This is a genomic window from Agrobacterium sp. Ap1 (assembly GCF_017313375.1).
Lineage (GTDB): Bacteria > Pseudomonadota > Alphaproteobacteria > Rhizobiales > Rhizobiaceae > Neorhizobium > Neorhizobium cellulosilyticum.
In genome coordinates this window covers 26320-49822 of the sequence record NZ_JAFLMY010000011.1, presented here as the reverse complement: position 1 = coordinate 49822, position 23503 = coordinate 26320, and the positions used below count along the sequence as shown (strand labels likewise).

Annotated in this window: 23 protein-coding genes; 15 read left to right on the top strand and 8 right to left on the bottom strand. The window is 59.2% G+C overall.

The genetic code is table 11. From position 1 onward, the window contains the following. Positions 1–61 precede the first annotated feature (61 nt). The 3 genes from JZX87_RS20185 (at position 62) to JZX87_RS20175 (ending at position 2121) form a co-directional block, all read left to right on the top strand. The gene (locus JZX87_RS20185) at positions 62–1273 is read left to right on the top strand and encodes a trans-sulfuration enzyme family protein (protein ID WP_206827557.1); all 1212 of its coding nucleotides are present in this window, start codon (positions 62–64) and stop codon (positions 1271–1273) included. A 196-nt stretch (positions 1274–1469) separates the two neighbouring features. Then, entirely contained in the window at positions 1470–1664 is a 195-nt protein-coding gene (locus tag JZX87_RS20180; protein ID WP_206827556.1) for a hypothetical protein, read from the top strand. Between the two features lie 94 nt (positions 1665–1758). Further along, positions 1759–2121, top strand: coding sequence for a BRA0787 family protein (locus tag JZX87_RS20175; protein WP_183686617.1), 363 nt, complete (start codon positions 1759–1761; stop codon positions 2119–2121). A gap of 48 nt (positions 2122–2169) precedes the next feature. Here JZX87_RS20175 and JZX87_RS20170 read toward each other — a convergent pair whose 3' ends face one another. From JZX87_RS20170 to JZX87_RS20150, 5 genes are all read right to left on the bottom strand, one after another. Next, on the bottom strand, positions 2170–2916 hold the full coding sequence (locus JZX87_RS20170; RefSeq protein ID WP_206827555.1) for an ABC transporter ATP-binding protein: 747 nt from the start codon (positions 2914–2916) through the stop codon (positions 2170–2172). Next, on the bottom strand, positions 2913–3722 hold the full coding sequence (locus JZX87_RS20165) for an ATP-binding cassette domain-containing protein (protein ID WP_206827554.1): 810 nt from the start codon (positions 3720–3722) through the stop codon (positions 2913–2915). The genes JZX87_RS20170 and JZX87_RS20165 overlap by 4 nt, the downstream gene beginning before the upstream one ends. Next, positions 3719–4558, bottom strand: a complete 840-nt coding sequence (locus JZX87_RS20160; protein ID WP_502711328.1) for an ABC transporter permease — start codon at positions 4556–4558, stop codon at positions 3719–3721. The genes JZX87_RS20165 and JZX87_RS20160 overlap by 4 nt, the downstream gene beginning before the upstream one ends. Before the next feature lie 14 nt (positions 4559–4572). Next, the gene (locus JZX87_RS20155; protein ID WP_353654224.1) at positions 4573–5547 is read right to left on the bottom strand and encodes an ABC transporter permease; all 975 of its coding nucleotides are present in this window, start codon (positions 5545–5547) and stop codon (positions 4573–4575) included. Positions 5548–5629: 82 nt separating this feature from the next. After that, positions 5630–7159, bottom strand: coding sequence for an ABC transporter substrate-binding protein (locus JZX87_RS20150; protein ID WP_286194964.1), 1530 nt, complete (start codon positions 7157–7159; stop codon positions 5630–5632). Positions 7160–7375: 216 nt separating this feature from the next. On the opposite strand from JZX87_RS20150, the gene JZX87_RS20145 reads away from it, so the two are divergent. Further along, entirely contained in the window at positions 7376–8608 is a 1233-nt protein-coding gene (locus JZX87_RS20145; RefSeq protein ID WP_206827552.1) for a M24 family metallopeptidase, read from the top strand. Positions 8609–8693: 85 nt separating this feature from the next. Here the strand turns inward: JZX87_RS20145 and JZX87_RS20140 are convergent, their stop codons facing one another. Next, positions 8694–9407, bottom strand: a complete 714-nt coding sequence (locus tag JZX87_RS20140) for an IclR family transcriptional regulator (protein ID WP_183827608.1) — start codon at positions 9405–9407, stop codon at positions 8694–8696. A 193-nt stretch (positions 9408–9600) separates the two neighbouring features. Between JZX87_RS20140 and dgoD the strand changes: the two genes are divergently transcribed. From dgoD to JZX87_RS20110, 6 genes are all read left to right on the top strand, one after another. Beyond that, positions 9601–10764, top strand: coding sequence for a galactonate dehydratase (gene dgoD / locus JZX87_RS20135; protein ID WP_206827550.1), 1164 nt, complete (start codon positions 9601–9603; stop codon positions 10762–10764). Positions 10765–10835: 71 nt separating this feature from the next. Continuing rightward, entirely contained in the window at positions 10836–12497 is a 1662-nt protein-coding gene (locus JZX87_RS20130; protein WP_206827549.1) for an ABC transporter substrate-binding protein, read from the top strand. A gap of 64 nt (positions 12498–12561) precedes the next feature. Then, positions 12562–13506, top strand: coding sequence for an ABC transporter permease (locus JZX87_RS20125; protein WP_206827548.1), 945 nt, complete (start codon positions 12562–12564; stop codon positions 13504–13506). Positions 13507–13532: 26 nt separating this feature from the next. Next, positions 13533–14489 (top strand): ABC transporter permease, encoded by a 957-nt coding sequence (locus JZX87_RS20120; RefSeq protein ID WP_206827547.1) that lies wholly within the window; start codon positions 13533–13535, stop codon positions 14487–14489. Continuing rightward, complete coding sequence (locus JZX87_RS20115; protein WP_206827546.1) at positions 14486–15493, top strand: ABC transporter ATP-binding protein; 1008 nt, start codon at positions 14486–14488, stop codon at positions 15491–15493. The genes JZX87_RS20120 and JZX87_RS20115 overlap by 4 nt, the downstream gene beginning before the upstream one ends. Next, the gene (locus JZX87_RS20110) at positions 15490–16314 is read left to right on the top strand and encodes an ATP-binding cassette domain-containing protein (protein WP_206827545.1); all 825 of its coding nucleotides are present in this window, start codon (positions 15490–15492) and stop codon (positions 16312–16314) included. Before JZX87_RS20115 ends, JZX87_RS20110 begins: the two co-directional genes overlap by 4 nt. A 239-nt stretch (positions 16315–16553) precedes the next feature. Here the strand turns inward: JZX87_RS20110 and JZX87_RS20105 are convergent, their stop codons facing one another. Both JZX87_RS20105 and JZX87_RS20100 read right to left on the bottom strand, forming a co-directional pair. Further along, positions 16554–17207 carry a GDSL-type esterase/lipase family protein gene (locus JZX87_RS20105; protein ID WP_206827544.1) on the bottom strand — a complete coding sequence of 218 codons (654 nt, stop codon included), beginning with the start codon at positions 17205–17207 and terminating at the stop codon, positions 16554–16556. Between the two features lie 64 nt (positions 17208–17271). After that, on the bottom strand, positions 17272–18183 hold the full coding sequence (locus JZX87_RS20100) for a 2-dehydro-3-deoxygalactonokinase (protein ID WP_206827542.1): 912 nt from the start codon (positions 18181–18183) through the stop codon (positions 17272–17274). Between the two features lie 117 nt (positions 18184–18300). On the opposite strand from JZX87_RS20100, the gene JZX87_RS20095 reads away from it, so the two are divergent. The 5 genes from JZX87_RS20095 (at position 18301) to JZX87_RS20075 (ending at position 23502) form a co-directional block, all read left to right on the top strand. Continuing rightward, positions 18301–19209 (top strand): dihydrodipicolinate synthase family protein, encoded by a 909-nt coding sequence (locus tag JZX87_RS20095; RefSeq protein ID WP_206827541.1) that lies wholly within the window; start codon positions 18301–18303, stop codon positions 19207–19209. Next, complete coding sequence (locus JZX87_RS20090; protein WP_206827540.1) at positions 19206–20372, top strand: mandelate racemase/muconate lactonizing enzyme family protein; 1167 nt, start codon at positions 19206–19208, stop codon at positions 20370–20372. Before JZX87_RS20095 ends, JZX87_RS20090 begins: the two co-directional genes overlap by 4 nt. 24 nt (positions 20373–20396) lie before the next feature. Next, positions 20397–21668, top strand: coding sequence for an ABC transporter substrate-binding protein (locus JZX87_RS20085; RefSeq protein ID WP_206827539.1), 1272 nt, complete (start codon positions 20397–20399; stop codon positions 21666–21668). Between the two features lie 66 nt (positions 21669–21734). Further along, positions 21735–22661, top strand: coding sequence for a carbohydrate ABC transporter permease (locus JZX87_RS20080; RefSeq protein WP_206827538.1), 927 nt, complete (start codon positions 21735–21737; stop codon positions 22659–22661). Between the two features lie 10 nt (positions 22662–22671). Next, positions 22672–23502, top strand: coding sequence for a carbohydrate ABC transporter permease (locus JZX87_RS20075; protein WP_148144203.1), 831 nt, complete (start codon positions 22672–22674; stop codon positions 23500–23502). The last annotated feature ends 1 nt before the right edge of the window (position 23503 follow it).

Below are 23503 nucleotides of genomic sequence, written 5' to 3'. Positions count from 1 at the left end.
AGAGATATTTGACGAGGCGCGGTCTCTGCCGGGCGGCACCTCAGATTTTAGAGTTGGTGAAATGACTGCAAGACCGGACAAACAAGACCCAAACACTCTTTCCTTCGAAACGCTGGCGGTACATGGTGGCAATGAAGTCGATACGGCCTCCGGCGCAATCCGGACGCCAATTGTTATGGCAAACTCCTATCATTTGCCGACCGATTCTTCCGACGTCGATTGGTCCGACACCAGCATCGCGCTTTACACCAGAAACTCCGGTCACAACCAGATCAGGCTCCAGCAGAAGCTCGCGGCCATGGAGCAGGGCGAGGATGCTGCCGTGTTCGCCACCGGTGTCGCTGCCCTTCACGCCGTGTTCTTCACGCTGCTGAGAACCGGAGATCATGTCGTCGTCAGTGACGTGACCTATGAGGCCGTGTGGCGTCTTTTTGTGGAACTGCTTCCTGAGCGTTACCAGATCGAAGCGACATTCGTCGATACGAGCGATATCGAGGTGGTCAAGGCGGCGATCCGCCCGAACACGAAATTGATACATACAGAGACAATCGCAAATCCGACGACAAAAGTCTCCGACATCGCGGCCTTGTCCTCTGTTGCAAGGCAGGCGGGCGTGCTTCTGAGCGTCGACTCGACCTTTACGCCGCCGCCTCTGTTTCGACCCTTGGCAAGCGGGGCCGATCTCGTCATTCACTCCCTGACGAAATACATCAATGGCCACGGTGATGCCATGGGTGGGGCCGTCATAGGCAGGAAGGACCTTGTCCAACGGATAAAGGGCGACGCACTTGTCGATGTCGGCGGAAGCATCGCGCCGTTCAACGCCTGGCTGATCATGCGTGGCTCCGTAACCCTTCCTTTACGGTTGGAACAACATTGCCGGTCCGCAGAGTTCGTCGCACACCATCTCTCGTCCGATCCCCGCATCGCCTATGTCCACCACCCGTCATTGCAGAGCCATCCGCAGCATGAAATTGCCACACGTCAGTTCGGCGCAAGGGGATTTGGGGGTGTGATCGCGTTTGCTCTCGAAGGTGATCCTGCGATACAAAATCGCTTTGTTTCGAACCTGAAAGTGATTACTTCAGCCGTCTCACTGGGGCACGATGAGAGCCTGATCGTACATGTTGGCGCAACGGCAAGAGGCGGTTCCGAGCGTTGGCCGGATGAGTTTCGAAAGTACGGTCATCTGCGCCTGTCGGTCGGGCTCGAGGAAACCGACGATCTCATTACAGATATAGCAACTGCTCTGGATCTCACATTCGACGGATGACATCGAATGGGCGACGAAGGCGGGATCGATCCTTCCCACTTGCGAAAAATAAAAAACTATGACCGCAAAGCATTCGTGCAATAGAGCTCCAGAAATGGGCCGCAGAATAGTGTACTAATTCTGTAGACAATGTTGACCGCAGCAACGTTCTGGCCGAGCATCCGGTATTGTGATGAACCGGATACGGAGGTGTTTCATGATTGCGAGCAGCCTTCCTTTATTTGGGTTTGACCTCTTTGCGTTTTCGGCGCGTCCTCGGCTTTCACAGGACCTGGCGGTACGCTCCGAGCGGCAAGCCCGTATCGATCTCAATCCGGCTGATGACGAGAAGCCGTCGCAGGAAGAGCGGCATCCCGAAAGCTTCTATTGGGGAATTCATCTGCCCTACTGAACCGGAAGCGGTTCGATTGCGTTGCCGTTCACGAGTGTCGTCTTGTGAATATGGCTCGGTAATCTTTGCGGATCATCGAAAAGGGAGAACACGTATGACGTCGACTTTGCCTAGGCTACAGGACGGACACGCACCAATCACCCTGCAATATCTCTTTCGCGATGCCCTTCACGAGTTTGAAGATTGGGACGCTTATGTCCCGGAGCCGGAGGTTGCTTTCGGTCAACAGGCTGTGCGAATATCGGAAGTATTCGAGGCTCTTAGAGGGTGCTCGGATATCGTGCCGGCCAGCATTGCCGGGGGCGTCGTCGACAGGCTTTCGAAGCCATGGGAAGGTGAGGGGCCTCTGGACGAAATGGAGTTTTCGACTGCAGCGCGGGTGATGAGCGTGCTCGTCCGCAAAAGGCTGCTGGCGGAACAGCGATCCGAGCTGCCGGGATCAGTCAAAAATCACTGAGTTGCCTTGCAGCCTCGTCCAGTGGATCGGGAGACGGCACGCTTGGGATCAATTCGGTATGCGCGGAATGCTGGCCAGCAGGGCGCGCGTATAATCATGGCTGGGATTTGCCAGGATGGTGCGCGTTTTCCCGCTCTCGACGATCCGGCCTTGCTCCAGAATAATCACGTCCTCGCAAAGCGATGATACGAGGCTGAGATCGTGTGACACGAGCACGAAGGTCGTCGTCCGCGACAGTTCCTGCAAAAGCTCGACGATACGAATGCGCGTGGAAAGGTCCAGCGCACTGACCACCTCGTCTGCAAGGATCACATCGGGTCGGGAAACGATGGCACGGGCAATGGCGATGCGCTGCCGCTGGCCGCCCGAAAATTCATGCGGATAACGCTCGGCGGCATCGGCGGTCAGTCCGACTGCCGTTAGAGCCTGCAGGACGGCAGTCTTCCGGTCGCCTTCGATGCTCAGCGAGCGGAGAGGTTCGGCAATGATGTCGAAAACCCGTTGGCGTGGATCGAGTGAGGAATAGGGATCCTGGAAGACTGCCTGCACCCCGCTACGGAAGCGACGCATGAATCCGCGGTTCCCGAGGTCAAGCCGACGCCCCTCGAAGCGAATCTCGCCGGTCGTGGGCTGATTGAGACCGAGCAGAAGGCGCAGCAGTGTCGTCTTGCCCGAACCGGACTCGCCGACGATGCCGAGATTGCGGCCTTTCTGCAGGGTAAGGTTCACGTCATGGAGCGTCTTGCGCTGCCGCGTGTAAGAAAAGGATACATCACGTACGTCGATGAGGCTCATCGGGCGATCTCCAGAGCGTTGTCGAATGCACGCGCTGCCGCGACAAGGCTTTGTGTATAGGGATGGCCCGGTCGCCCGAATACATCCGAGACCGCGCCGGTCTCGACGATACGGCCGTGCTGCATGACCACCACGCGGTCCACAGCGCCGGCGACGACCGGAAGGTCGTGGCTGATGAAAAGCAATGCCATATCCCGTTCCTTTACGAGACGAGCCATGAGCGCGAGGATTTCGGCCTGTGTGGTCACATCCAGCGCCGTTGTCGGCTCGTCGGCAATCAGCAGCTTGGGTTTGCACGCAAGCGCCATGGCGATTGCTGCCCGCTGACGCTGTCCGCCGGAAATCTCGTGCGGCCAGGCGTCGACGATGCGATGAGGCTCCGGCAGCGCTACCTGATCGAGCAGCGCCACCACCTTTTTCGCGATGCTCGCCTTGTCCGTCGCGGCTCCGTCACGCCTGGCGCGTCGTTTGACCGCCTCGCCGACCTGCCGGCCGATCTTTACCAATGGGTCGAGCGCGGTCAGCGGTTCCTGAAACACGACGGCCACGGCCGTTCCCCGTAGTGGCACGAGATCACGGTCACGTGCGCCGATCACCTGGCGACCGTCGAGCATGACCGAACCGGACGCCTTCAATGCATAGGGTAGCAAACCGATTGCGGCGAGTGCAGTCAGTGACTTGCCGGAGCCGGATTCACCGATAAGGCCGACGCGTTCTCCGCCATCGATTGAAAGCGAGACATCTGCGACCAGCGATTTTCCGCCAGTCTGGATTGCAAGGCCATCGATCTTGAGCAATGGGGTCATCGGCGGCTCCTGCGGGTAGGGTCGGCGAGATCGCGCAGGCCATCGGCGAGAAGGTTGATGCCGATTACCATTGAAACAATCGCAAGACCCGGCGCAATCGCGCCGATAGGGGCCGTGTATACGGTCGCCTGTGCTTCCTGCAGCAGCCTCCCCCATGATGCATTCGGGGCCGGAGCGCCAAGGCCGAGATAGGAGAGCGAGGCCTCGGCAATGACGGCGAGGCCGAATTGCAGCGCCAGATTGACGAGCAATGTCGGCCATATGTTCGGCAGGACATGGATCCACACGACGCCCATCCAAGACGTGCCGGATATCCGTGAGGCGGTGATATAATCCATGGACAGGACGCGCTTGGTTAGGATGCGTGTGAGCCGCGCGACAATGGCGGAATTGGCGATGCCGATCGCGATGATCGCGGTCCATAGGCTTGCGCCATCGCTCGATGCAACGATCAGCATGGCAAGCAGCAGTGTTGGAAAGGCGATCAGGATATCGAGGCCGGCGGCCAGAACGTCATCCAGGGTCTTCGATGCGAAGGCTGCCAGAAGTCCGATCGTTATGCCGATCAACCCGCCGATGATGATCGCTCCGGTGCCGACGGTCAGCGAGATACGCGAGCCGATCATGATCAGCGAAAAGAGATCGCGGCCAAGTCTGTCAGTGCCGGCCAGATGCTGGAACGAAACGGCCTCCAGACGCCCACCCGACATCGCGGCTGGGTCGTAAGGCGTCCAGATCAGTGTCATGAGGCCGATAGCAAGATGCAGGCCGACAATCAGGGCGCCGATCGTAATTGTCCAGGAGCGTCGCTTCCGTCCCTGTTCCGAGCTTGTCATGGTCGTGGTGTTGCTCATCGTGCTGCCCCACCGCTGCGGTCTCTCAAGCGTGGATCGATCAGCCGCTGTGCCAGATCGGCGAGAAAGCCTACGAGCAGAACCAGAAGGGTAGAAACGAACAGCACGCCCTGCACGTTGGGATAGTCTCGCTGCTCTATGCCGAGCAGCAGCATGGAGCCGAGACCTGGCAGCGAAAAGACGCGTTCGACGACAACGGCACCAAGTAGGGTTGAAGCAAGCTCGATGCCGAGGACCGAAATGACCGGCACGGATGCGTTACGGATACCGTGGCGGATCAACGCCTCGGTAAAGGTTGCGCCAAGTGCACGCGCGGTCCGCAGATAATCGCTGCCGAGCACATCCTGGGTCGCGGAGCGCACGTAGCGGATCAGTGACGCCGACATGACGATCGCAATGGTGATGACCGGGAGAACGAGCGCATCAAATGCCGCTTCCGGCCGCTGCCAGCCGCGTGGAGGAAAGCCGCCGGAAGGAAAAAGCCTGAGATTGACCGCAAAGACGGTTACCAGAAGGATGCCGATCCAGAAGACAGGAACAGCGATTCCGAGCTGGGAGACGACCGATATCAGAAAACCGTACCAGCGGTTCGATTTGACCGCGGCAATGATCCCGAGCGGCAGCGCGATCGCAAGCGCCAGCAGAAACGCCATGAGGGTCAACGGCACGGTTATCGCCAGCCGCTTGCCGATCTCCGGCAGGACAGGCGCATGGCTGATGAAGGATGTGCCGAGATCGAAGCGAGCCAGGCTGGAGACGAAGCGGAAGAATTGTTCAGAGAGCGGCAGGTCAGAGCCCACCTGGCGGCGCGCCGCCTCGATCTGCTCGGGGTCGGCGCCGACCGAGACCAGCGCATTGGCGGGATCACCCGGCAACAGCCTCAGAAGCAGGAACAGCACCGCAGCCGCGATGAGGATGGATATGAGAAGAATGACCAGACGACGAAACAGATAGGAAAGAATGGTCGGCACCTTTCATGGGAAAGCCGCCCGGAGGAACCGGGCGGCCAGCCTTATAACGCAGATTATCGATTTGCCGAGAGCAGGATGATAATCAATCGGCTTTCTTGATGTTACCCGCGAAAAACTGTGCGTTCAGCCCATTGAGCGGATAGCCGGAGACCGATTTGGCAGCCACGACGATCTGCGGATAGAGATAGAGCCAGTTGCTGGCAGCATCCTCGGCAATGATCGTGTTGGCTTCCTTCAGCCTTGCCGTCTGCTCGTCTGTCGTGGTGCTGGCTTCTGCCTGCTTGATCAGATCGACAACCTTCGGGTTGTTGTAACCCCAGTAGAAATCGGGATTGCCGTAGAACACGATGTCGCGGTGGTTCACATGCTCCTGCAGCGTCGCCTGGAAATCATGCGCCTTGTAGATCTTCGAATACCATTCGTTGGCGGTGATGACGTTGATGTTCACCTTGACGCCGATCTTTGCGAGTTCGCTCTGCAGGAACTGCGCGGCGATCGGATGCGGATCGTAGTTCGGCGTATCGATGGTGAAGGAGAAGCCATCCGGATAACCGGCCTCCTTCAAAAGCGCCTTGGCACCTTCGACGTCATAGGCGTCGGTCTTGGTGAGGTCGACGAACCACGGATCGGTCGGCGGCACCATGGAGCCGATCAGCGTGCCGTAATCGCCCCAAACGGCCTTCAGCAGCTTGGCATCGTCCACGGCACGCGCCAGCGCCTTGCGAACCTTGACGTTATCGAATGGAGCAACGCGGTCATTATAGGCCAGCAGTAGCTTGGTGGTAGACTGGCCCTCAGCGACGGTAAAATCGGCATTGTCCTTGAACTGGGCAAGCGAATCCGGGCTCTGGACTGAGGTAATGATATCGACCGAGCCGGTCAGAAGCGCGTTGTTGAGCGCTGTCGCCTCGGTGAAATACTGGAATACGACATCGCCATTATCCGGCTTCTGGCCCCAGTAATCATCGAAGCGGGTCAGAGCCAGCGAGGAACCGCGGCGCCAGTCCGCAAGCTCATAAGGCCCGGTGCCGTCTTCGGTGGCGGTCAGGTTGGTTGCCGTATCGTTGACGATCCAGACATAGCTGAGATTGTAGGGCAGGGAGATGGAGCGGGACGAGAGTTTGATGACGACGGTCGCATCGTCAGGCGTCTCGATTCCGGCGATCGGCTTCAGGCTGTTTTTGCGTGAGCTCTTTGATTCCGCCGAGGTAACACGCTCGATCGAGAACTTCACATCCTTGGAGGTGAGCGGATCGCCGGAATGGAATTTCACATTCGGCTGCAGGGTGAACGTGTAGGTAAGGCCATCATCGCTGACCTTGAATTCCTTGGCCAGAACCGGCTCCACATCGCCTGTGTCAGCAAGCCGAAAAAGTCCTTCATAGACATTGTTGTTGAAGGCTTCGTTGATACCCTGGCCGGCGCCGGCCGTGTTGTCCAGGTTCTGCGGCTCGTAAAGCGAACCGATATTGATCGTGGCATCCGCATCGAAATCGGCGGCTTGCGCATATCCTGCCGTCAAAGCGGAAAAAAGGATCGCTGCAATCGCGGTGCGTGCGCTTGCCTGTCTGTTTTTCAGGGTTGAGCCCATAAGGGTCGTCAAACCGCTCATCTTAAAACTCCCATTCACTGGCCGATCGGGCCATCATTCACGTCGCGCAGCATAGCTTAGTCGCCATCCACCGGAAGAGCGACGAGGGTAAAAAAGCGGTCTTGAAGGGAATGCGCTGCTCTTGCAGCAGAGGGGTATGAGAAATTTGTTTCGGTTCTGGAATTTTTGGCTCAGTCCCATTAAGTCCTTCACATACATCAGGGATTGGATCAGGACATGAGCGATATCGACCGAAACCGTGCAGCAAAACTGATGAATGAAGCCGGAATCGATGCGCTTGTCCTCTTCCAGCCGGAAGCTTTTCGTTATGCTGTCGGCGCACCGGCAGGCGTAGCGACCATGTGGGGGCGGGCAGGGGCCGCGGTGGCGCTCGTGCCGGCGCAGCCAGACGCAACCCTTGCGGCGATTGTCAGCGACCACGCCGCAGCAGCGCTGCGCGCCAAGGCACCCGAAGTCGATATCCGAACCCATCGCATCTGGATCGACATGCTCGATGTGACCGGTGCGGAGACGGTGCAGGAGATCAATGAAGCCTATCGACGGGCCAGTACAGGCGGGCCTCGTCCCGAGACGTTCGATCGATCCGTGGTCTTCGCTCTTCTCGGCGATCTCTTGCGAGAACGTGGCCTGACGAACGCGCGTCTGGCTGCCGATCTCGAATTCATGCCGGCTGCCGATTTTAAAGCTCTCAAGGCGAGCTTGCCGCAGGTTACATGGCTGGACGGCTCGACTGTGCTGCGACGGTTGCGGGCGGTGAAGACTGCTGACGAGATAGAGCGCCTGCGGCGAGCCTCTGAAGCCGCCGAAGCCGGTTTGACGGCAATGGTGCAGGCAATCAGGCCCGGCGTATCCCTGCCGGAACTTTCCACCGCCTGGAAGGCCGGTGTGCAGATTGCCGCTTCCAAAGGTGGGTTCTCGCTCAGCGGACATTGGGATTACATTTCTGTCGGCGCGGATCTTGCCAACATGACCGCTGTGGTGGCGCCGGGCGACCTCATCAAGGCTGACGTTGGGACGCTCGTCGACGGTTATTCTTCAGACGGAGCGAGAACCTACACATTTGGTCGACCTTCCGGGCTTGCGATCGATGTCTTCAAGGCGCTCGAAACGGCGTTCCATGCCGGGCTTGAGCAGATCCGGCCCGGCAACCCCTTCAGCTCGGTTCATGCGGCGATGCTTCAATCGATGCGCAAGGACGGTTTTGCAGAATATTACCGGGGCCATTTTGGACACGCGGTTGGGGGAAGTGTCGGCATCGAGGAATGGCCGTTCTTTTCCGCCGGCAATATGGAGATCATCGAGCCGAACATGGTCGTGGCATTGGAAGCGCCATTCTATGGCCAAGGACTGGGGGCCTTGATGATCGAAGATCAGTTTCTTGTAACTGATTCAGGAGCCGAATGCATGAATCGCCTGCCTCGTGGGTTGGTTGACGTGAGCAACCTTTAGGTCAGTCCGCCGCTCCGAAATCCCGCTCGAATTTAGCGCCTTCCGCATGCCAGGCGATGTGTTCATAGAGGGGCATACCCACCCGCTATTTCAGCCGGATCACAAAGCCTGATCGCTGAACTTCTGTGCGAGCGATATCCGCAAATCTCTTGAAGTCCTCGTCCGTCACATCGACGCTGAGGGCATTTATAGTTACGGCACCAAGAAATATCCCGTCCGCCTCGAATAGTGGAATTGAGATCGAGGCATAATGCCTCAACCTTTCACCGCGCGAGATGGCAAAACCGTCTTCCCTGACCGTCCGATAGAGTTGGTTGTCCGGCTCGGAATAGGCGAGAAGCACGCGTGCAGCCGACCCGCCATGCGAAAGCGAGACCGACGCGCCGACATCCACGAAGTAGCTGTGGTTACGATTCATCCGGCTGCGAACAAGACAGAGCCGATTGCTTTCCGTCCGGATGTAGAAGGCGGTTACCTGATTAACCTGATCGCTAATCCGGTTGAGCGGCTCTGCGATCCGGTTGACCAGATTGGACGTCGCCTTGAAGATCGCCGCGAGCCGCATGTTCATCGGCCCCGGTGAATAGCTGCCATCCGCATGCCGCTCCAGAAATCCCCAATTCGATAGCGATTTCAGTGCCCTGAGTGTCGTTGCCTTGTCCAGGCCCGAGATCTCCGAGATCTCGCGCAAATGCATCTGGCTGCGCTCCATGGTGAACAGGCTGAGGATCAGAAGTCCCCGATCAAGGACGCCTGCAGGCGGTGCATTTTCGTGGTTTTCGGCTGAATCGAGTGTCATCCGGACATCCTAGTCATCACGCAAATCTTGACAAGCACGCTCCATGCGTTTTATTAAATGAAATACATATCATTGAATGAAACCGTTTGCTACCGTTTTATTTGCTTGAGCAAAAACCTTCCGGTCTCCCGCAAAAGATTGGAAATCCGTTCTCTAGCGAATTGATGGACAATATCGAGGCGATCAAAGACACATGAAAATCACATCGGTCGAGCCAATATACGCGGACATTTTCCTGTTCGTGCGCATCACCACTGACAAGGGCATTGTCGGCTACGGCGAGTGCGGCACCTGGGGGCATTATGATGCCGCCGCCGCCGCCATCCAGCGCTTCGGACGGTTTCTGGAAGGGCAGGACCCGACGACGATCGAGCGGCACTGGAATGTGATGTTGCGCGCCAACCACTATACGGGTGCGGCGATCAACGGCGCGGTATCCGCCATCGACATGGCGCTCTGGGATATCAAGGGCAAGGCACTGGGTGTGCCCGTCCACGAGCTGCTCGGAGGCCGAATGCGTGATCGCGTCCGCCTTTATGCCTGGGTCAAGGGTCGTAGCGCCGACGAATTCGTCGAGCAGGCACAGATGCGCAAGGAGCAGGGATTTACCGCGATCGGCCATCTCAATCCGCTGATGGATGATGCCGACAGCGTCCATTACCGCTCTCATGCTTCGCAGATGCAGGCGGGCGCCGAGCTCGTCGAGCGGGTCCGCAAGGCCGTCGGACTTGAGGTCGATATCTGCCTCGAGCTGCATCGCCGCCTGTCGGTGCCGGAGGCGATCACGCTTGCCCGTCTGGTCGAGCCGTCGCTGCCGCTGTTTTACGAAGATCCGGTCAAACCGGCATCGATCCCGGCCATGGCACGGGTTGCCGAAAAGATCGCCATCCCGATCGCCACCGGCGAGCGTTTCATCAACATCCAGCAGTTCCAGGAATTGCTCGATACTCGTGCGGCCGAATATCTGCGCGTCTCCGTTGGCGTTTGCGGCGGCATCACCGCGGCCAAGAAAATCGCAGCGATGGCTGAAGCCAGCGATGCACAGATCGTTCCGCACAATCCGGTCGGCCCGATCGGACTTGCAGCCTGCCTGCAGATCGATGCGGTGATCCCCAATTTCGCCATCCAGGAATATCCGCTCGGCACGCCGCATATCGACCAGCGCACTGGTCTCGCCGGCGAGGACATGCTCGTTGATTTCCCCAAGGCCGAAGGTGGCTTTCTTGCCATCCCGGATGGTCCGGGTCTTGGCGTCGAGCTGCGGCCGGGTTTCGAGGAAAAATTCCCGCGTCGTGAACGGCCGATCCAGAACATCAAGATGCGTGCCCATTTCGACGGCTCCGTCGTCGATCACTGACATTGCCTTTCATCGCATTTGACGGCCGCTGGCGAAATGCCGCGATCTCAACCTGATCAGGAGACGTAAACATGGAACATGATATTCGAAATCGCGGCAGCAACGGTGTGCTGGCGATGAACCGCCGGCAGTCACTGAAGCTTCTGGGTATCGGCAGTCTGGCGCCTCTGGCCGGCGGTCTTTTAGCGCGCCAGGCTTTTGCGGCGGAGAATGACGTACTGCGCATCATCCACCCCGCCTTCTCCTCAGATTGGTCGCCGCTGCGTGGTGGTGGTCAGAGCTATCGCCTGAATTCCTTCTGGGTGGCTTCGCCGCTCTATTATACCGGCAAGGGCGAGCTGAAGCCGTACATCTTTGCAAAATGGAGCGCCAACGCCGACAACACGGTCTGGCAGTTCGAGATTGCCGAAAAGGCACGCTTCTCCGATGGCAGCCCGATCACGGCGGCCGACGTCAAGGGTTCGTGGGAACTGGCAGCGATGCCGGCCACCAAGAACCAGCGCATCGATCAGGTGCTGTCCACGGTTCAGGGTTATGGTGCGATCACCGGCGGCAAGGCGACCGTGCTCGAGGGCGTCGTTGCCCTCAACGACCGCACGGTCGAGGTGCGGTTGAGCGCGCAGGACCCGATGTTTGCGGCAAAACTTGCCAATCATCTGGCACCGATCGTCAAGGTGTCGCTGGCGCGTGGCGCCGACGGCAATGAAGTGCCCGGCTGGTGGAACCCAAGCGATCACGCCGTTATCGTCAGCGGTCCTTTCGTGCCGGTCAAGATGGATCTGGATGCCGGAACCTTCGTGTTCGAACGCAACGCCAATTTTTTGGGCCCTGCGCCGTCGCTGCGCCGCATTGAGGTTCAGGTCATCGAGGATGCCTCGACGGCAACGGCCGCTCTCAAGTCGGGTCAGTTCGACGTCCACACCCTGATCCAGACGACGACGTTGATCGACGATCTCGGCGCGAATTTCCTCTCCGGCCCACTGGCGCCAGAAGGCGATCATTTCTGGCTGAACATCAGCCGCAAGCCGACCGACGATATCAACGTGCGCAAGGCGCTTATCTCTGCGGTGGATCGCGAACAGCTTTGGAAGCTCACCTTCCCGCAGGGTCCGGAAGTGCGCGCAACGCAGATCCTGACGGCCGTGCCCGGCATCGATCCGAATTTCCGCGAACTGCCATTCGATCCGGATGCGGCGCGCCGTTTTCTGGCGCAATCGAGTTATGGCAGTGCGGCGGCATTCCCGCGCATCAATTTTGTCGGCATTTCCCGCCAGGTCGCAGAAGCGGCGGCCCAGTATATCGCCGAGCAGTGGCGCACGGTGCTTGGCGTTGAGTCCGTTTCCATGAAGCCGCAGATCGACAAGTTCGAAGGCCCGGACCAGAACCGCGTCCAGATCTTCCGTGACAATGTCGGCACGCGCGTTTCCGACAGCACAACCTATCTGCGCGGCATCGTGCATTCCTCGTCATCGAATGCCAAGAACAAGCTCGGCGGCTACAAGAACGAACAGGTGGACGCATTGCTGGACAAGGCATCCATCCTTGCCGCAGGTTCGGAAGAACGGCTGGCGCTTGCCCGACAGGCGCAGCAGCTGGCCGCCGACGATGCCATTTACATTCCGTGGGCCTATCGCAACATGCCGCAGATGGCGATGCCGTGGGTGAAGGGCATCGAGAAGAACATGGACTGGCAGGTCAGCGAGCCCTGGAACGTCACCGTAAGCCGCAGCTAAGCCTAATGCATGGCTGCGCGCCCTCCAAGGTCCGCAGCCACGCTCCGGTTTTCAGAGGAATTGAATGGCCTTCTTCATTCTCAAGCGTGTGCTGACATGGATACCGTCGATCCTCGTCGTCATGTTCGGCATCTACGCACTGGCCTTTTATGGCGCAGGCGACCCGATCAAGCTGATGTTCCTCAGCGCGCCTGGTGACGTCGCTTATGATCCGGCTCGCATCGACGCCATTCGCGAGGCCGCCGGGCTCAACCGGCCGTTCCTCGAACAGTTCGGTTCCTATCTGTGGAACCTGCTGCATGGCGATCTCGGCAATTCGCTTGTTTCGGGCCGCCCAGTCAGCTCCATCATCACGGTCGCAGCACCTGTGTCGCTACAGCTCGGGCTGGTCACCATCGTGGTCACGGCGCTTGTCGGCGTGCCGCTTGGTATGGCCTGCGCCTTCCATCAGGGGCGGGCACTCGACAATGTGGTGACGTCCGTGGCGCTGTTGTTATGGGCGGTCCCCGCCTATGTCATCGGCCCGCTGATGCTCGTGTCGCTGATCATCCTGCGACCGGGCGAAACATTGCCGATCGGATGGGGCGGCCTCACCGATCCGCGCGTCATCCTGCCGGTTCTGGTTCTGGCCCTGCAGCCGATCGCCTTGATCCAGCGCCAGACGCGCGCCGCCGTGATCGACATCCTGTCCGAAAACTTCATTCGCACGGCTGTTGCCAAGGGCGTGCCGCGTTTTCGCATCGCGGTGGATCACGTCATGCGGCCGGTGCTGACACCGATCGTCACCCAACTCGGCATCATCCTCATCACCTTCATCAACGGTGCCATTTTTGTGGAAGTGGTGTTCGGCCTGCCGGGGCTCGGACGCCTAACGATCAGCGCCATGACGGATTCGGATTATCCGGTGATCATGGCATTGGTGCTGATCGGCACGGTGGCGGTGCTGTCGGCCAATCTTCTTGTCGAAGTGCTTTATACGCTTCTCGACCCGCGCGTGCAGGCAAGGTGAGGACAGCCATGACCGGACAATCCTCTATGACATCGCAGCAGCCCCAGCCCGATACCGCCGAACAGGCACCCGCTGGTCTCGGTCGCGACGCCTGGCTGCGGCTTCGTCGCAACCGGCTGGCCATGCTCGGCCTCGTCATCATAGCATTTTACGTCCTTTCCGCCATCTTCGGGCCGTGGCTGATACCCTATGATTTTGCCCAGCAGGATCTCGCCCGTGTCAATTCGGGTCCCAGCCTCACCCACTGGCTTGGCACCGACAATCTCGGGCGAGACCTGTTTGCCCGCATCGTCGGTGGTGCGCGCACGGCGCTGATTGTTGCCTTCTTCGTGACCGTGCTGTCGTTTTCCATCGGTGCGATTGCCGGTGCGGTCTCTGGCTTTGTCGGCGGCGTGACCGACCGCACGATCATGTGGCTGACTGACGTCACCATGGCGGTTCCCAGTCTACTACTGGTGGTGGTCATCAATACCTCGCTGACGCCGCTTCTCAGCGGCTGGATGGAAGACCTTTTCCTCAAAACCGGCAACCCGATGTTTCGCGACACCACATTCCTCGACGTGTCACTGGTATTCGGCACGATCGCGCTGATCAAATGGCCGCAATATGCGCGACTGATGCGGGCGCAGGTTCTGTCCATCCGCAATGCCAACTATGTCACCGCGGCCATCGCGCTTGGGCTTCCGCCCACGACGATCATTCGCTCTTTCGTCGTACCCAACGCGCTTGGTCCCGTCATCGTCGCTGTCAGTTTCGGTCTCGGCACCGCCATGGTGCTGGAAAGCTCGTTCAGTTTCCTCGGCATCGGCGTCCAGCCGCCGACGCCCAGCTGGGGCCGGATGATCGCCGACGGCATGCGCGTCTGGGGCGCCTATCCGCATCTTCTCATCGTACCGGCACTGGCGCTCGCCATCATCACCATGGCCTTTGCCTTTGTCGGGGATGGTCTCAACGATGCGCTCAATCCCAAGGGCAAAAAATGACTGACGCCATAAGCAAAACCCCGCTCCTCGCGGTTCGCGATCTGCGCGTGGCGCGACAGACCGGAACCGGCGAGGCGGAAATCGTCACCGGCGTCAACCTGACGCTGAACGAGGGCGAGGTTCTCGGCATCGTCGGAGAGTCCGGCTGCGGCAAGAGCGTGTCCATGCTCAGCCTGCTCGGTATCTTGCCGCCGGCGTTGCGGGTCAGCTCCGGCAGCGCCGTCTTCGAGGGCGAGGATCTTTTTGCCCAGAAGGAAACGAGATTGGCGAAGTTGCGGGGAAGCCGCATTGGTTTCGTTTTCCAGGACCCGATGACATCGCTCAACCCGGTCATGACCATCGGCGCGCAGCTCAGCGAACCTTTGCGTTACCACGTCGGTCTCGGCCGCAAAGAGGCGTGGGCGGAGGCTGGTCGACTTCTGACGCTGGTCGGCATTCCGGGTGGCGAAAGCCGCCTGTCGAATTATCCGCATCAACTGTCCGGCGGCATGCGCCAGCGGGTGATGATCGCCATGAGCATCGCCTGTCGGCCAAGCCTGCTGATTGCCGATGAACCGACCACCGCGCTGGACGTCACCACGCAGGCGCAGATCGTCGATCTGATCTTCGACATCCGCCGCCAGTTTGGCCTTTCCGTTATCTGGGTATCGCACGACCTCGCGCTGCTGTCGCAGATCGCCGACCGGATCGCGGTCTTCTATTCCGGGCGTATCGTCGAGGAAGGCACTGCGGAGCAGATCTGTTTTGCGCCGGTTCACCCCTATACGCAGGCATTGATATCATCGATGCCGGTGGCAAATCGCGGCGCGGCTCGTCGGCTGAAGACGATCGACGGCCTGCCGCCGGATCCGGCGCGTCGCCCGGCCGGCTGCGCGTTTGCACCGCGCTGCGAACGGCGCGAACAGCGATGTCAGGTCGAACCGCCGGCTCTCCTGCCGATGGACGGAGAACGCCGGGCGGCCTGCTTCGTGGCGCATGACGAAGCAAGGGAGCTTGCCCGATGACAGACACACAGGGATCGGCCGAAGCGCTGGTTTCGGTACGCAATCTGACCCGCGCCTTCGACATAAGGGGAGGGCAGTTCGGGCAGTCGCGGTCACAGGTGCATGCGCTGCAGGACGTCAGTTTCGATGTCTTTCGCGGCGAGACGCTATCGATCGTCGGCGAATCCGGTTCGGGAAAATCGACGCTCGGCATGAGCCTGCTGCAATTGACCCGCCCGACCTCCGGCTCCGTCTGGTATCGCAGCAAGGATATCGTCAAAAATACTGCAGCTCAGAACCGCGCCATGCGCCGCCATTTGCAGATCGTTTTCCAGGATCCGTTCTCGACACTCAACCCGCGCGCCACGGTCGGGTCCGCCATCGCGCTGCCGCTGCTGCATCATGGCCTCGCAACACGGTTGACGGTGCGCGACCGCGTGCATGCCATCCTGTCGGACGTGGGCCTTGGTCCTATGTTTGAAAACCGTTTTCCGCACGAGCTGTCGGGCGGCCAGGCCCAGCGGGTGGCAATCGGCCGGGCGATTGCCTGCGAACCGGAATTCATTGTCTGCGACGAGGCGATCTCGGCGCTGGACGTTTCCGTGCAGGCGCAGATCATCAATCTGCTTGTCGATCTGCAGGAAAAGCGTTGCCTGACATACCTGTTCATCGCCCATGACCTCAGCGTCGTGCGCCATATCAGCGACAGGGTCGCAGTGATGAAAGGTGGCAGGATCGTTGAAATCGACGTTCCGCAGCGACTGTTTACCGATCCGCAGGATGCGTACACACGGGCGCTGATCGCCGCCACGCCGGTTTTCGAAGATCGAAGTAGCCGATAACCGTCTCGTGAAAGGAGGCAACGATAGTTACGAAAGATAGTCAACGAGGGAACGCTGTGCCTCGTGGATGATATCGCGGTTATGATGTCGGTCTTTCGCTTTTGCCACATAGCGCCGAGGTATGTCCGGATCTCATCGTATGAAGGATGGTGCGTATGAAACCGGCAGTGGCTGCGGACACGACCACCGATTTTGCGGCGCATGTCGACTTGAAACTGGTGAACGCCAATCTTGTTGGGTCAGAGCGTGGTCTCAGCGGGCATGGACGGGCTTAAGAGCCGCAAGACTTTCTTAAGCGATGCTGACCAAACCGCATAACCCGCCGCATTCATGTGGACCAGATCGGGCAGATAGTACCGGAACATGGGCAACCCGTTCTCGCCGATCAGGCCGGTACCGACCTCGATCCACGAGGTGTCATCCCGGCCGCCGCACCAGTCGCTTGCCAGCCGGTTGAACAGATCGAACTCGTGCCGGTAAATCCAGCGTGCCGGGCTGTGCTTGATCGATAAAACAAAAACCTCCGACTGCGGAATGACGCGCGAAATCCGCTCTCTCAGATCCTTCAGATGGCCAAGCGTCGTATGGGCGGTAAGGCCATCACTGGCGATATCGTTTTCACCAAAATAGAGCGCTATCCTGCTTGGTCTCAGCGGCGTCAAAAGCTGATCCATGTAGTGGATGCCTGAAAGAAATGTACCTCCTCCGAAACCCAGGTTAACGACGTCCAGCGAGCCTAGATCTTCTGTGATGGAACTCCAGATACGGAAGGAAGACGAGCCATAAAAGGCGATCGGATTGGCAGGAAGGCCGACGCGCTCAAGTCGCGTCAGCACCGTGATGATATCGTTTTCGTGTCGACCTGTGCCGATACTGACTGGAAAATCGTACATATTTACCCTCGGACATGTGTTTGGAAGTGTTTCTCCGGCGAGCTCCCGCCTTGCTGCATCGCGTCTATGAAAGCGAGCGACGCATTACATCGAGCGCGCCACGGATCAGGACGTCGTCGGCACCCAAGGTGATCTTGAGGTCGAATACAGTCGCGGCAATCACATAAAGGTCGTTGAGACCGTCATTCCCGACAATGGTGGCCTCGTCACCTTCCGAATACCAGCCAGCCTCGCGCGCCTGCCGGAACTCTTGGCCAATTACCATGCCGTGGACATAGGACCGCAATTGATCCGCGGTAAGCCTTCCCACCAGTCCGCCGGTCCGCGCCGAAAACAGCAGGGAGAGCATCGCCGAGGAGCTCTTCGCCTCTTCAAGCCCCCGGAGATAGGCTTCCGGATCATCCACCGGTGGCTGCGTTGCACCGCGGACGATGAAGGAATTGTTCAAGAGTAGCGCAAAGATTTCGCCGGTCACAAAGGTTTGAAAGCTGTCTATACGGCCGGCTTTTACCTTGGTCCACTTGCTGTGGGTCCCGGGGATGATGATTGTTGCGTCGTCAGCCAGCCCGTGTCCGGCAACCTGAATTTCCTCACCGCGCATGACGTCGGGGAAGGGCCTGCGTGAGGGATCCGTCAGGCCCGGCAGAAACACCAGATCAGATCCGTTCGGCAAGGATTTCCGCAAGCTGCCTGCAGCAAGCTCAGCCGGACCTGCAGGGCAGGGCACGTAGGGAACTTCGATCCAGCCGTTGCGGCTGGTGATCATCCCGAGTGCGGCAATGGGCAAGGCTCCGTGAGTGGACAGCCATGGAGCAAGCGCCGTCATCAGGACCGCTTCATGGTCGCCCTTGTTGAGCTTCGAGATACCTTGGGGCGTCTCGATGTTCTCCATTTCGTTGCCGTCGTCATCGATCAGCGTTGCTCGAAAGGAAGTGGTTCCCCAGTCGACGACGATTGTCGCTGTTTCTGTTGCCATGTCGTGAGCCTCCTCCGCTCATTTCATCTGGGGGCTTGTCATAGGGCGCAAGCATATGTAGTGTCAATTAGTGAATTCATGGTATCACATTATGATACTTCATTGGGAGGTGAAGAAATGGCAACTGGTCTGAAGGGCATCTTGCCTGTCCTGCCAACGCCCTTTTTGGCGAATGGCGATGTTGATGAGGCGGGGATGTCGCGGCTGGTGCAGTTCGCCCTCGATCAGGGTGTGGATGGTGTCGTATTTCCTGGTTTCGCCAGCGAGGTGGAAAATCTCACCACAGAAGAACGTGCGGGACTTTTGAAGATCGTCGTTGCCAGCGTGGCGGGCCGGGTACCCGTGGTTGCCGGCGCAAGCGCCGCTGATTGGCGCGACGTGGTGGAGCATGGCCGGATCGCGGCAGGCCTCGGTATTCGCCATCTGATGGTACAGCCACCGAAGTCGGTAGGCACCGATGCAGCGGCCCTTATCGAATTTCTTGGCAAGGTGGTCGAGGCGCTGCCGGACGTGGAGATCATCCTCCAGAATGCGCCGGCCCCTCGCGGTTCAGATCTGTCGCCGCAGGCGATCGTCGAGATCATCCGTGCCTTGCCACATGTTTCCTATGTGAAAGAAGAGACGCTGCCGGCAGGGCCGGCGATCAGCCACATCATCGCCCATGCGCCGGAAAGCCTGAAAGGCGTCATCGGTGGCGGTGGCGCGCGTTATATTCTCGACGAATATGCGCGCGGCGCGACTGCGGCCATGCCGGCCTTGGAGATTGCCGGCGAACATGTGGCGATTGACCGGGCGCTTGCCGCCGGCAGGCGCGATGAGGCCCGCCAAATCTATGTTCGCACTCTGCCGCTTCTCGTCCTGCAGGCGGTTTATCGCATGCGGTTGACCAAGTATGTATTGGCGCGTCGAGCCGTGATCGAGGGCGTCGGTGTGCGCGCTCCTACACCGGAACTCGACGCCGCGGCCATTGCGGACATTGATGCAAACCTGGTTGAACTCGGCCTTCTGGCTCCGGAGGCTGCATGAACAGCCCCGTCGAAACCATTGAGGTTTTTACTCTCACCCAGCCGCGCAAGGTGCCCTATCTCGGCGCATTGCGGGAAGGTGAGGTAGTTAACCCGAACGGTTATATCGTCCGCAAGGGTAACCGCACGGTCTATCCCACCTTCGACCGCAGCGTTCTCGTCCGCATGACGACGCGGGCCGGTACGGTTGGATGGGGTGAAACCTACGGTATCGTCGCGCCCGGTGCCGTTGCCGCTCTGATCAACGATCTTCTTGCCGGCTTCGTTATCGGTCGTGACGCGTCGGACCCGTCCGCGATCTACGACGATCTCTACGACATGATGCGGGTACGCGGTTATACCGGTGGCTTCTACGTTGATGCACTGGCAGCCCTCGATATCGCGCTGTGGGACATTGCGGGTCAGGAAGCGGGAAAATCGGTTCGTGATCTGCTCGGCGGGGGCGTCGAAAGCTTTCCTGCCTATGTCTCCGGTCTGCCGGAGAAGACGCTCCAGGCCCGCGGCGAGCTGGCAAGATACTGGCAGGATCGGGGGTTCGATGCCTTCAAATTCGCAACGCCTGTGGCGGATGACGGCCCGGCTGCGGAAATGGAGAACCTGCGCAAGGTTCTCGGACCCGCGGCGAAGATTGCTGCGGATATGCATTGGAACCAGACGCCGGAACGGGCGCTTGAACTGATTGCCGAGATGGCGCCGTTCGATCCGTGGTTTGCCGAAGCACCGGTCTGGACCGAGGATATTGCCGGCCTGGAAAAAGTCTCGAGGGGTACGGATATTCCGATCGCGGTCGGCGAGGAATGGCGTACCCATTGGGATATGCGCGCCCGTATCGAGCGTTGCCGCATCGCTATCGTGCAGCCAGAGATGGGCCACAAGGGCATTACCAATTTCATCCGCATTGGTGAACTTGCCACTGATCACGGTATCGACGTAATCCCGCATGCCACGGTCGGCGCCGGTATATTTCTGGCCGCGAGCCTGCAGGCGTCATCGACACTGCCGACGCTCAAGGGGCACGAATTCCAGCATTCGATCTTCGAGCCAAACCGTCGTCTTCTTTCCGGTGACATGGATAGCCGCGAAGGTCTCTATCATCTGCCATCCGGGCCTGGACTTGGGGTGAAGCCATCGGAGGTGGCGCTCGGTCTGCTTGAACGTATCTGAATTGGTTCTTTGGAGGAGGAAGCCATGAACAAGAGAGTGAAAAGACTGGCGCTCGGCGCCGCGACTGCAGCTTTGATGACGATGGGCGGCTTTGCACCGGCCATGGCCGATACGGTATTGAAATTCATTTCCTGGCAGACCGACGACGCCGGAACCGGTGATTGGTGGCATTCGGCCATCGCCGAGTTCGAGAAGCAGCATCCGGGCGTGAAGATAGAGTTCACCAAGGCTGAGCGAAGTTCCTATGCAGATACGATGACCACGCTGTTTGCCGCCAACCAGCCTCCGCAAATCGTGCATCTCGCATCCTTCGAATTCCAGATGTTCGCGGACAGCGGCTGGCTGGAACCGCTCGATCCCTGGCTGAAGAAGGACGGTATCGACATGACCGGCTGGGCCGGCCAGAAGACGTGCGAATGGAACGGCGAAACCGTCTGCATCATGACGAACTATTTCGGTTTCGTCATGGCCTATAACAAGAAGATCCTCGATGAAGCCGGCATTGCCGTGCCGAAGACCTATGACGAATTCCTGGCCGCGGCAAAGGCGACGACCAAGGATCTTAACGGCGACGGTATCATCGACCAGTTCGGCACGGGACATGAGACGAAAGGTGGTCCGGGCCAGTATCTGACCGAGATGCTGAACTACATCATCGACGCGGGCGCCTATTGGACCGACAAGGAAGGCAATATCACAATCGATACGCCTGAAATGGTCGAGGGGCTGACGCGCTGGAAGACCGTGATGAAGAGTGGCATCAGTCCGGTCGACATGAGCGCCAGTGATGTGCGCAAGCTGTTTGCCGATGGCAAGATGGCCATGCGCCTGGACGGACCATGGCTTTACGGCACAACTGAAAAGGGTTCGGCCAAGAGCGATATAGTCTACGTCGCGCCGCCGCTGACGCCGCCTCTTGGTGGATCGTCGAATGTGCTGGCCATGCCGTCCGATATCCCCGACGACCAGAAGCAGCTTGTCTGGGATTTCATCAAGCTGACGATGACGCCGGAATTCCAGCGCAGCTATGCGACGATGGGCGGAAACACGCCGCCAAGCCCGAAGGCCGATGTCTCCGGCGTGGAGAAGACCATTCCGCATTTCCCGGTGCTGCTCGCGACAATGAAGGCGGCATCCGAGAAGGGGATAGACCGCGTGCCGATCGGCCTTGAGCTCTATTACAACGAGTTCAGCAAGATGATCATGGAGGAGAGCCAGCGGATGATTATCCAGGATCTCGATCCGGCGGCAGTAGCCAAGACCATGCAGGCAAAGGCCGAAAGCATCAAGGGCTGACCCGCTATCAGGGCATGGTTCGCCCAGCGGGCCATGGGCAACTCAAAGCATTCGTAGGAGACCATCATGATCGATACCGTTCAGGCGGGGCGGCGCAAGTTCTTCGACCTTGCGCGTCCCAGCCGGCAGCATCTTCTCGGCTATATCCTGATCGCCCCGGCGGTGCTGATGGTCGCTGCCATCATCGTCTGGCCGCTGATCCTGGCGATCGACCTGTCCTTTCAACAGGTCAAAATCCCGAGGCTCGGCGGCGCCAGCCGGCCGTTCTCAGTGAGCAACTATGTGTGGCTGTTTTCGTCGCAGGAATTCTGGCTGGCCTGCTGGGTGACGGTCAAGCTTGTGGTCGTCGTGACCGCCGGTAGCGTTGCGGTTGGCTTGAGCACGGCGCTTCTCGTCAACAACCGTTTCGAGGGCCGCACGGTTGCCCGGCTCGGCATTGCGCTGCCCTGGGCTGTGCCGGAAATCATCGCGGTCGTCATTTTTGCCTGGATGTTCGACACCTCGTTCGGTCTGTTCGGCTGGCTGGCGATAAAGCTTGGCTCCACCGACCAGATGATCCCTTGGGTCAGTAGTTCGACAGCGGCTTTCTGGGCTGTTGCGATCACCATGGTATGGAAGGGTTTTCCCTTCGTCTCGATCATGTGCCTTGCGGGCCTGCAGTCGATCCCGTCCGATTATTACGCCGCCGCCAAGGTGGATGGTGCAAATACCTTTCAGCGGTTCCGCTGGATCACCATGCCGCTTCTGATGCCAGTTCTGGGCGTCACGCTGGTGCTCACGCTGCTCTGGGTGTTCCGGGACTTTTCCATCATCAAGGTCCTGACCGGCGGCGGCCCTCTGCGTTCAACGCAGACACTGTCGATCATGACCTACGATCAGGCCTTCCAGTATCACAATTTTGGCCGTGCCGCCGCTGTCGGTGTGCTGACGCTGGTCATCTGCATCATCGTCAGCGTGCTGATGCTCGGTCGACGTTCGAAATCTATCTATTGAGGAGGCCTTGATGAGACGCACACTGGCACAAAGCCTCGCACTTTATGCAACCGTGATCTTCACGCTGGTGATGATCCTCTTCCCGGTCTACTGGCTGCTGGTCACGGCGCTGTCCACCACCGACGAACTTTACCGTCTTCCACCGACTTTCTGGCCGGATAATCCGCAATGGGATGTATTCGCCCGCGTCTGGGCGGCAAAGCCGATCCTGCTCTGGCTGTGGAATTCGATGCTGGCGGCGGTGGGTTCCGTGGCGCTTTCCATGCTGGTTTCGGTCAGTGCCGGTTATGCGTTGTCGCGTTATTCGATGCGCGGTGGTGCAACGATGGGGCTTTTCGTCCTCACCGCAAAGATGCTGCCCGCCACGCTGCTGGTCATCCCCCTGTTCTCGATCTTTTCAAGTTTCGGCCTGATCGGAAGCCTCTGGACGCTGGTGCTCGCACATTCAACCATGATCATTCCCTTCGCGACATGGATGCTGAAAGGGTATTTCGACACGATCCCGAAAGAGCTTGAACAGGCGGCCATGGTTGATGGATGCTCGCCGATCGGTGCCATGGTGCGTGTCGTCCTGCCGATCGCAACCCCGGGTCTGGCTGCCACAGCACTTTATGCCTTCGTGCTCAGCTGGGCCGATTACGCCTATGCGCGGACATTCCTGGTCAATTCGCCCGACAACTGGACGGCCAATCTCGGCATCACCACGATGCAGGGCGAATATGTCACCTACTGGAACGACATCGCCGCCGCATCGGTGTTCATCGCTCTGCCGATCATCGCAATCTACCTGTTCCTTGAACGTTATTTGGTCGGCGGTCTTACCGCTGGCGCGGAGAAATAAG

What these genes read in the sequence shown, in the direction of transcription:
- JZX87_RS20175 (WP_183686617.1), top strand. Translation starts at nt 1,759, where the DNA reads ATGACGTCGACTTTGCCTAGGCTACAGGACGGACACGCACCAATCACC.
- JZX87_RS20100 (WP_206827542.1), bottom strand. Translation starts at nt 18,183, where the DNA reads ATGGCAACAGAAACAGCGACAATCGTCGTCGACTGGGGAACCACTTCC.
- dgoD (WP_206827550.1), top strand. Translation starts at nt 9,601, where the DNA reads ATGAAAATCACATCGGTCGAGCCAATATACGCGGACATTTTCCTGTTC.
- JZX87_RS20145 (WP_206827552.1), top strand. Translation starts at nt 7,376, where the DNA reads ATGAGCGATATCGACCGAAACCGTGCAGCAAAACTGATGAATGAAGCC.
- JZX87_RS20110 (WP_206827545.1), top strand. Translation starts at nt 15,490, where the DNA reads ATGACAGACACACAGGGATCGGCCGAAGCGCTGGTTTCGGTACGCAAT.
- JZX87_RS20120 (WP_206827547.1), top strand. Translation starts at nt 13,533, where the DNA reads ATGACATCGCAGCAGCCCCAGCCCGATACCGCCGAACAGGCACCCGCT.
- JZX87_RS20150 (WP_286194964.1), bottom strand. Translation starts at nt 7,159, where the DNA reads ATGAGCGGTTTGACGACCCTTATGGGCTCAACCCTGAAAAACAGACAG.
- JZX87_RS20185 (WP_206827557.1), top strand. Translation starts at nt 62, where the DNA reads ATGACTGCAAGACCGGACAAACAAGACCCAAACACTCTTTCCTTCGAA.
- JZX87_RS20165 (WP_206827554.1), bottom strand. Translation starts at nt 3,722, where the DNA reads ATGACCCCATTGCTCAAGATCGATGGCCTTGCAATCCAGACTGGCGGA.
- JZX87_RS20080 (WP_206827538.1), top strand. Translation starts at nt 21,735, where the DNA reads ATGATCGATACCGTTCAGGCGGGGCGGCGCAAGTTCTTCGACCTTGCG.
- JZX87_RS20105 (WP_206827544.1), bottom strand. Translation starts at nt 17,207, where the DNA reads ATGTACGATTTTCCAGTCAGTATCGGCACAGGTCGACACGAAAACGAT.
- JZX87_RS20115 (WP_206827546.1), top strand. Translation starts at nt 14,486, where the DNA reads ATGACTGACGCCATAAGCAAAACCCCGCTCCTCGCGGTTCGCGATCTG.
- JZX87_RS20125 (WP_206827548.1), top strand. Translation starts at nt 12,562, where the DNA reads ATGGCCTTCTTCATTCTCAAGCGTGTGCTGACATGGATACCGTCGATC.
- JZX87_RS20130 (WP_206827549.1), top strand. Translation starts at nt 10,836, where the DNA reads ATGGAACATGATATTCGAAATCGCGGCAGCAACGGTGTGCTGGCGATG.
- JZX87_RS20140 (WP_183827608.1), bottom strand. Translation starts at nt 9,407, where the DNA reads ATGACACTCGATTCAGCCGAAAACCACGAAAATGCACCGCCTGCAGGC.
- JZX87_RS20170 (WP_206827555.1), bottom strand. Translation starts at nt 2,916, where the DNA reads ATGAGCCTCATCGACGTACGTGATGTATCCTTTTCTTACACGCGGCAG.
- JZX87_RS20180 (WP_206827556.1), top strand. Translation starts at nt 1,470, where the DNA reads ATGATTGCGAGCAGCCTTCCTTTATTTGGGTTTGACCTCTTTGCGTTT.
- JZX87_RS20160 (WP_502711328.1), bottom strand. Translation starts at nt 4,558, where the DNA reads ATGACAAGCTCGGAACAGGGACGGAAGCGACGCTCCTGGACAATTACG.
- JZX87_RS20095 (WP_206827541.1), top strand. Translation starts at nt 18,301, where the DNA reads ATGGCAACTGGTCTGAAGGGCATCTTGCCTGTCCTGCCAACGCCCTTT.
- JZX87_RS20075 (WP_148144203.1), top strand. Translation starts at nt 22,672, where the DNA reads ATGAGACGCACACTGGCACAAAGCCTCGCACTTTATGCAACCGTGATC.
- JZX87_RS20090 (WP_206827540.1), top strand. Translation starts at nt 19,206, where the DNA reads ATGAACAGCCCCGTCGAAACCATTGAGGTTTTTACTCTCACCCAGCCG.
- JZX87_RS20085 (WP_206827539.1), top strand. Translation starts at nt 20,397, where the DNA reads ATGAACAAGAGAGTGAAAAGACTGGCGCTCGGCGCCGCGACTGCAGCT.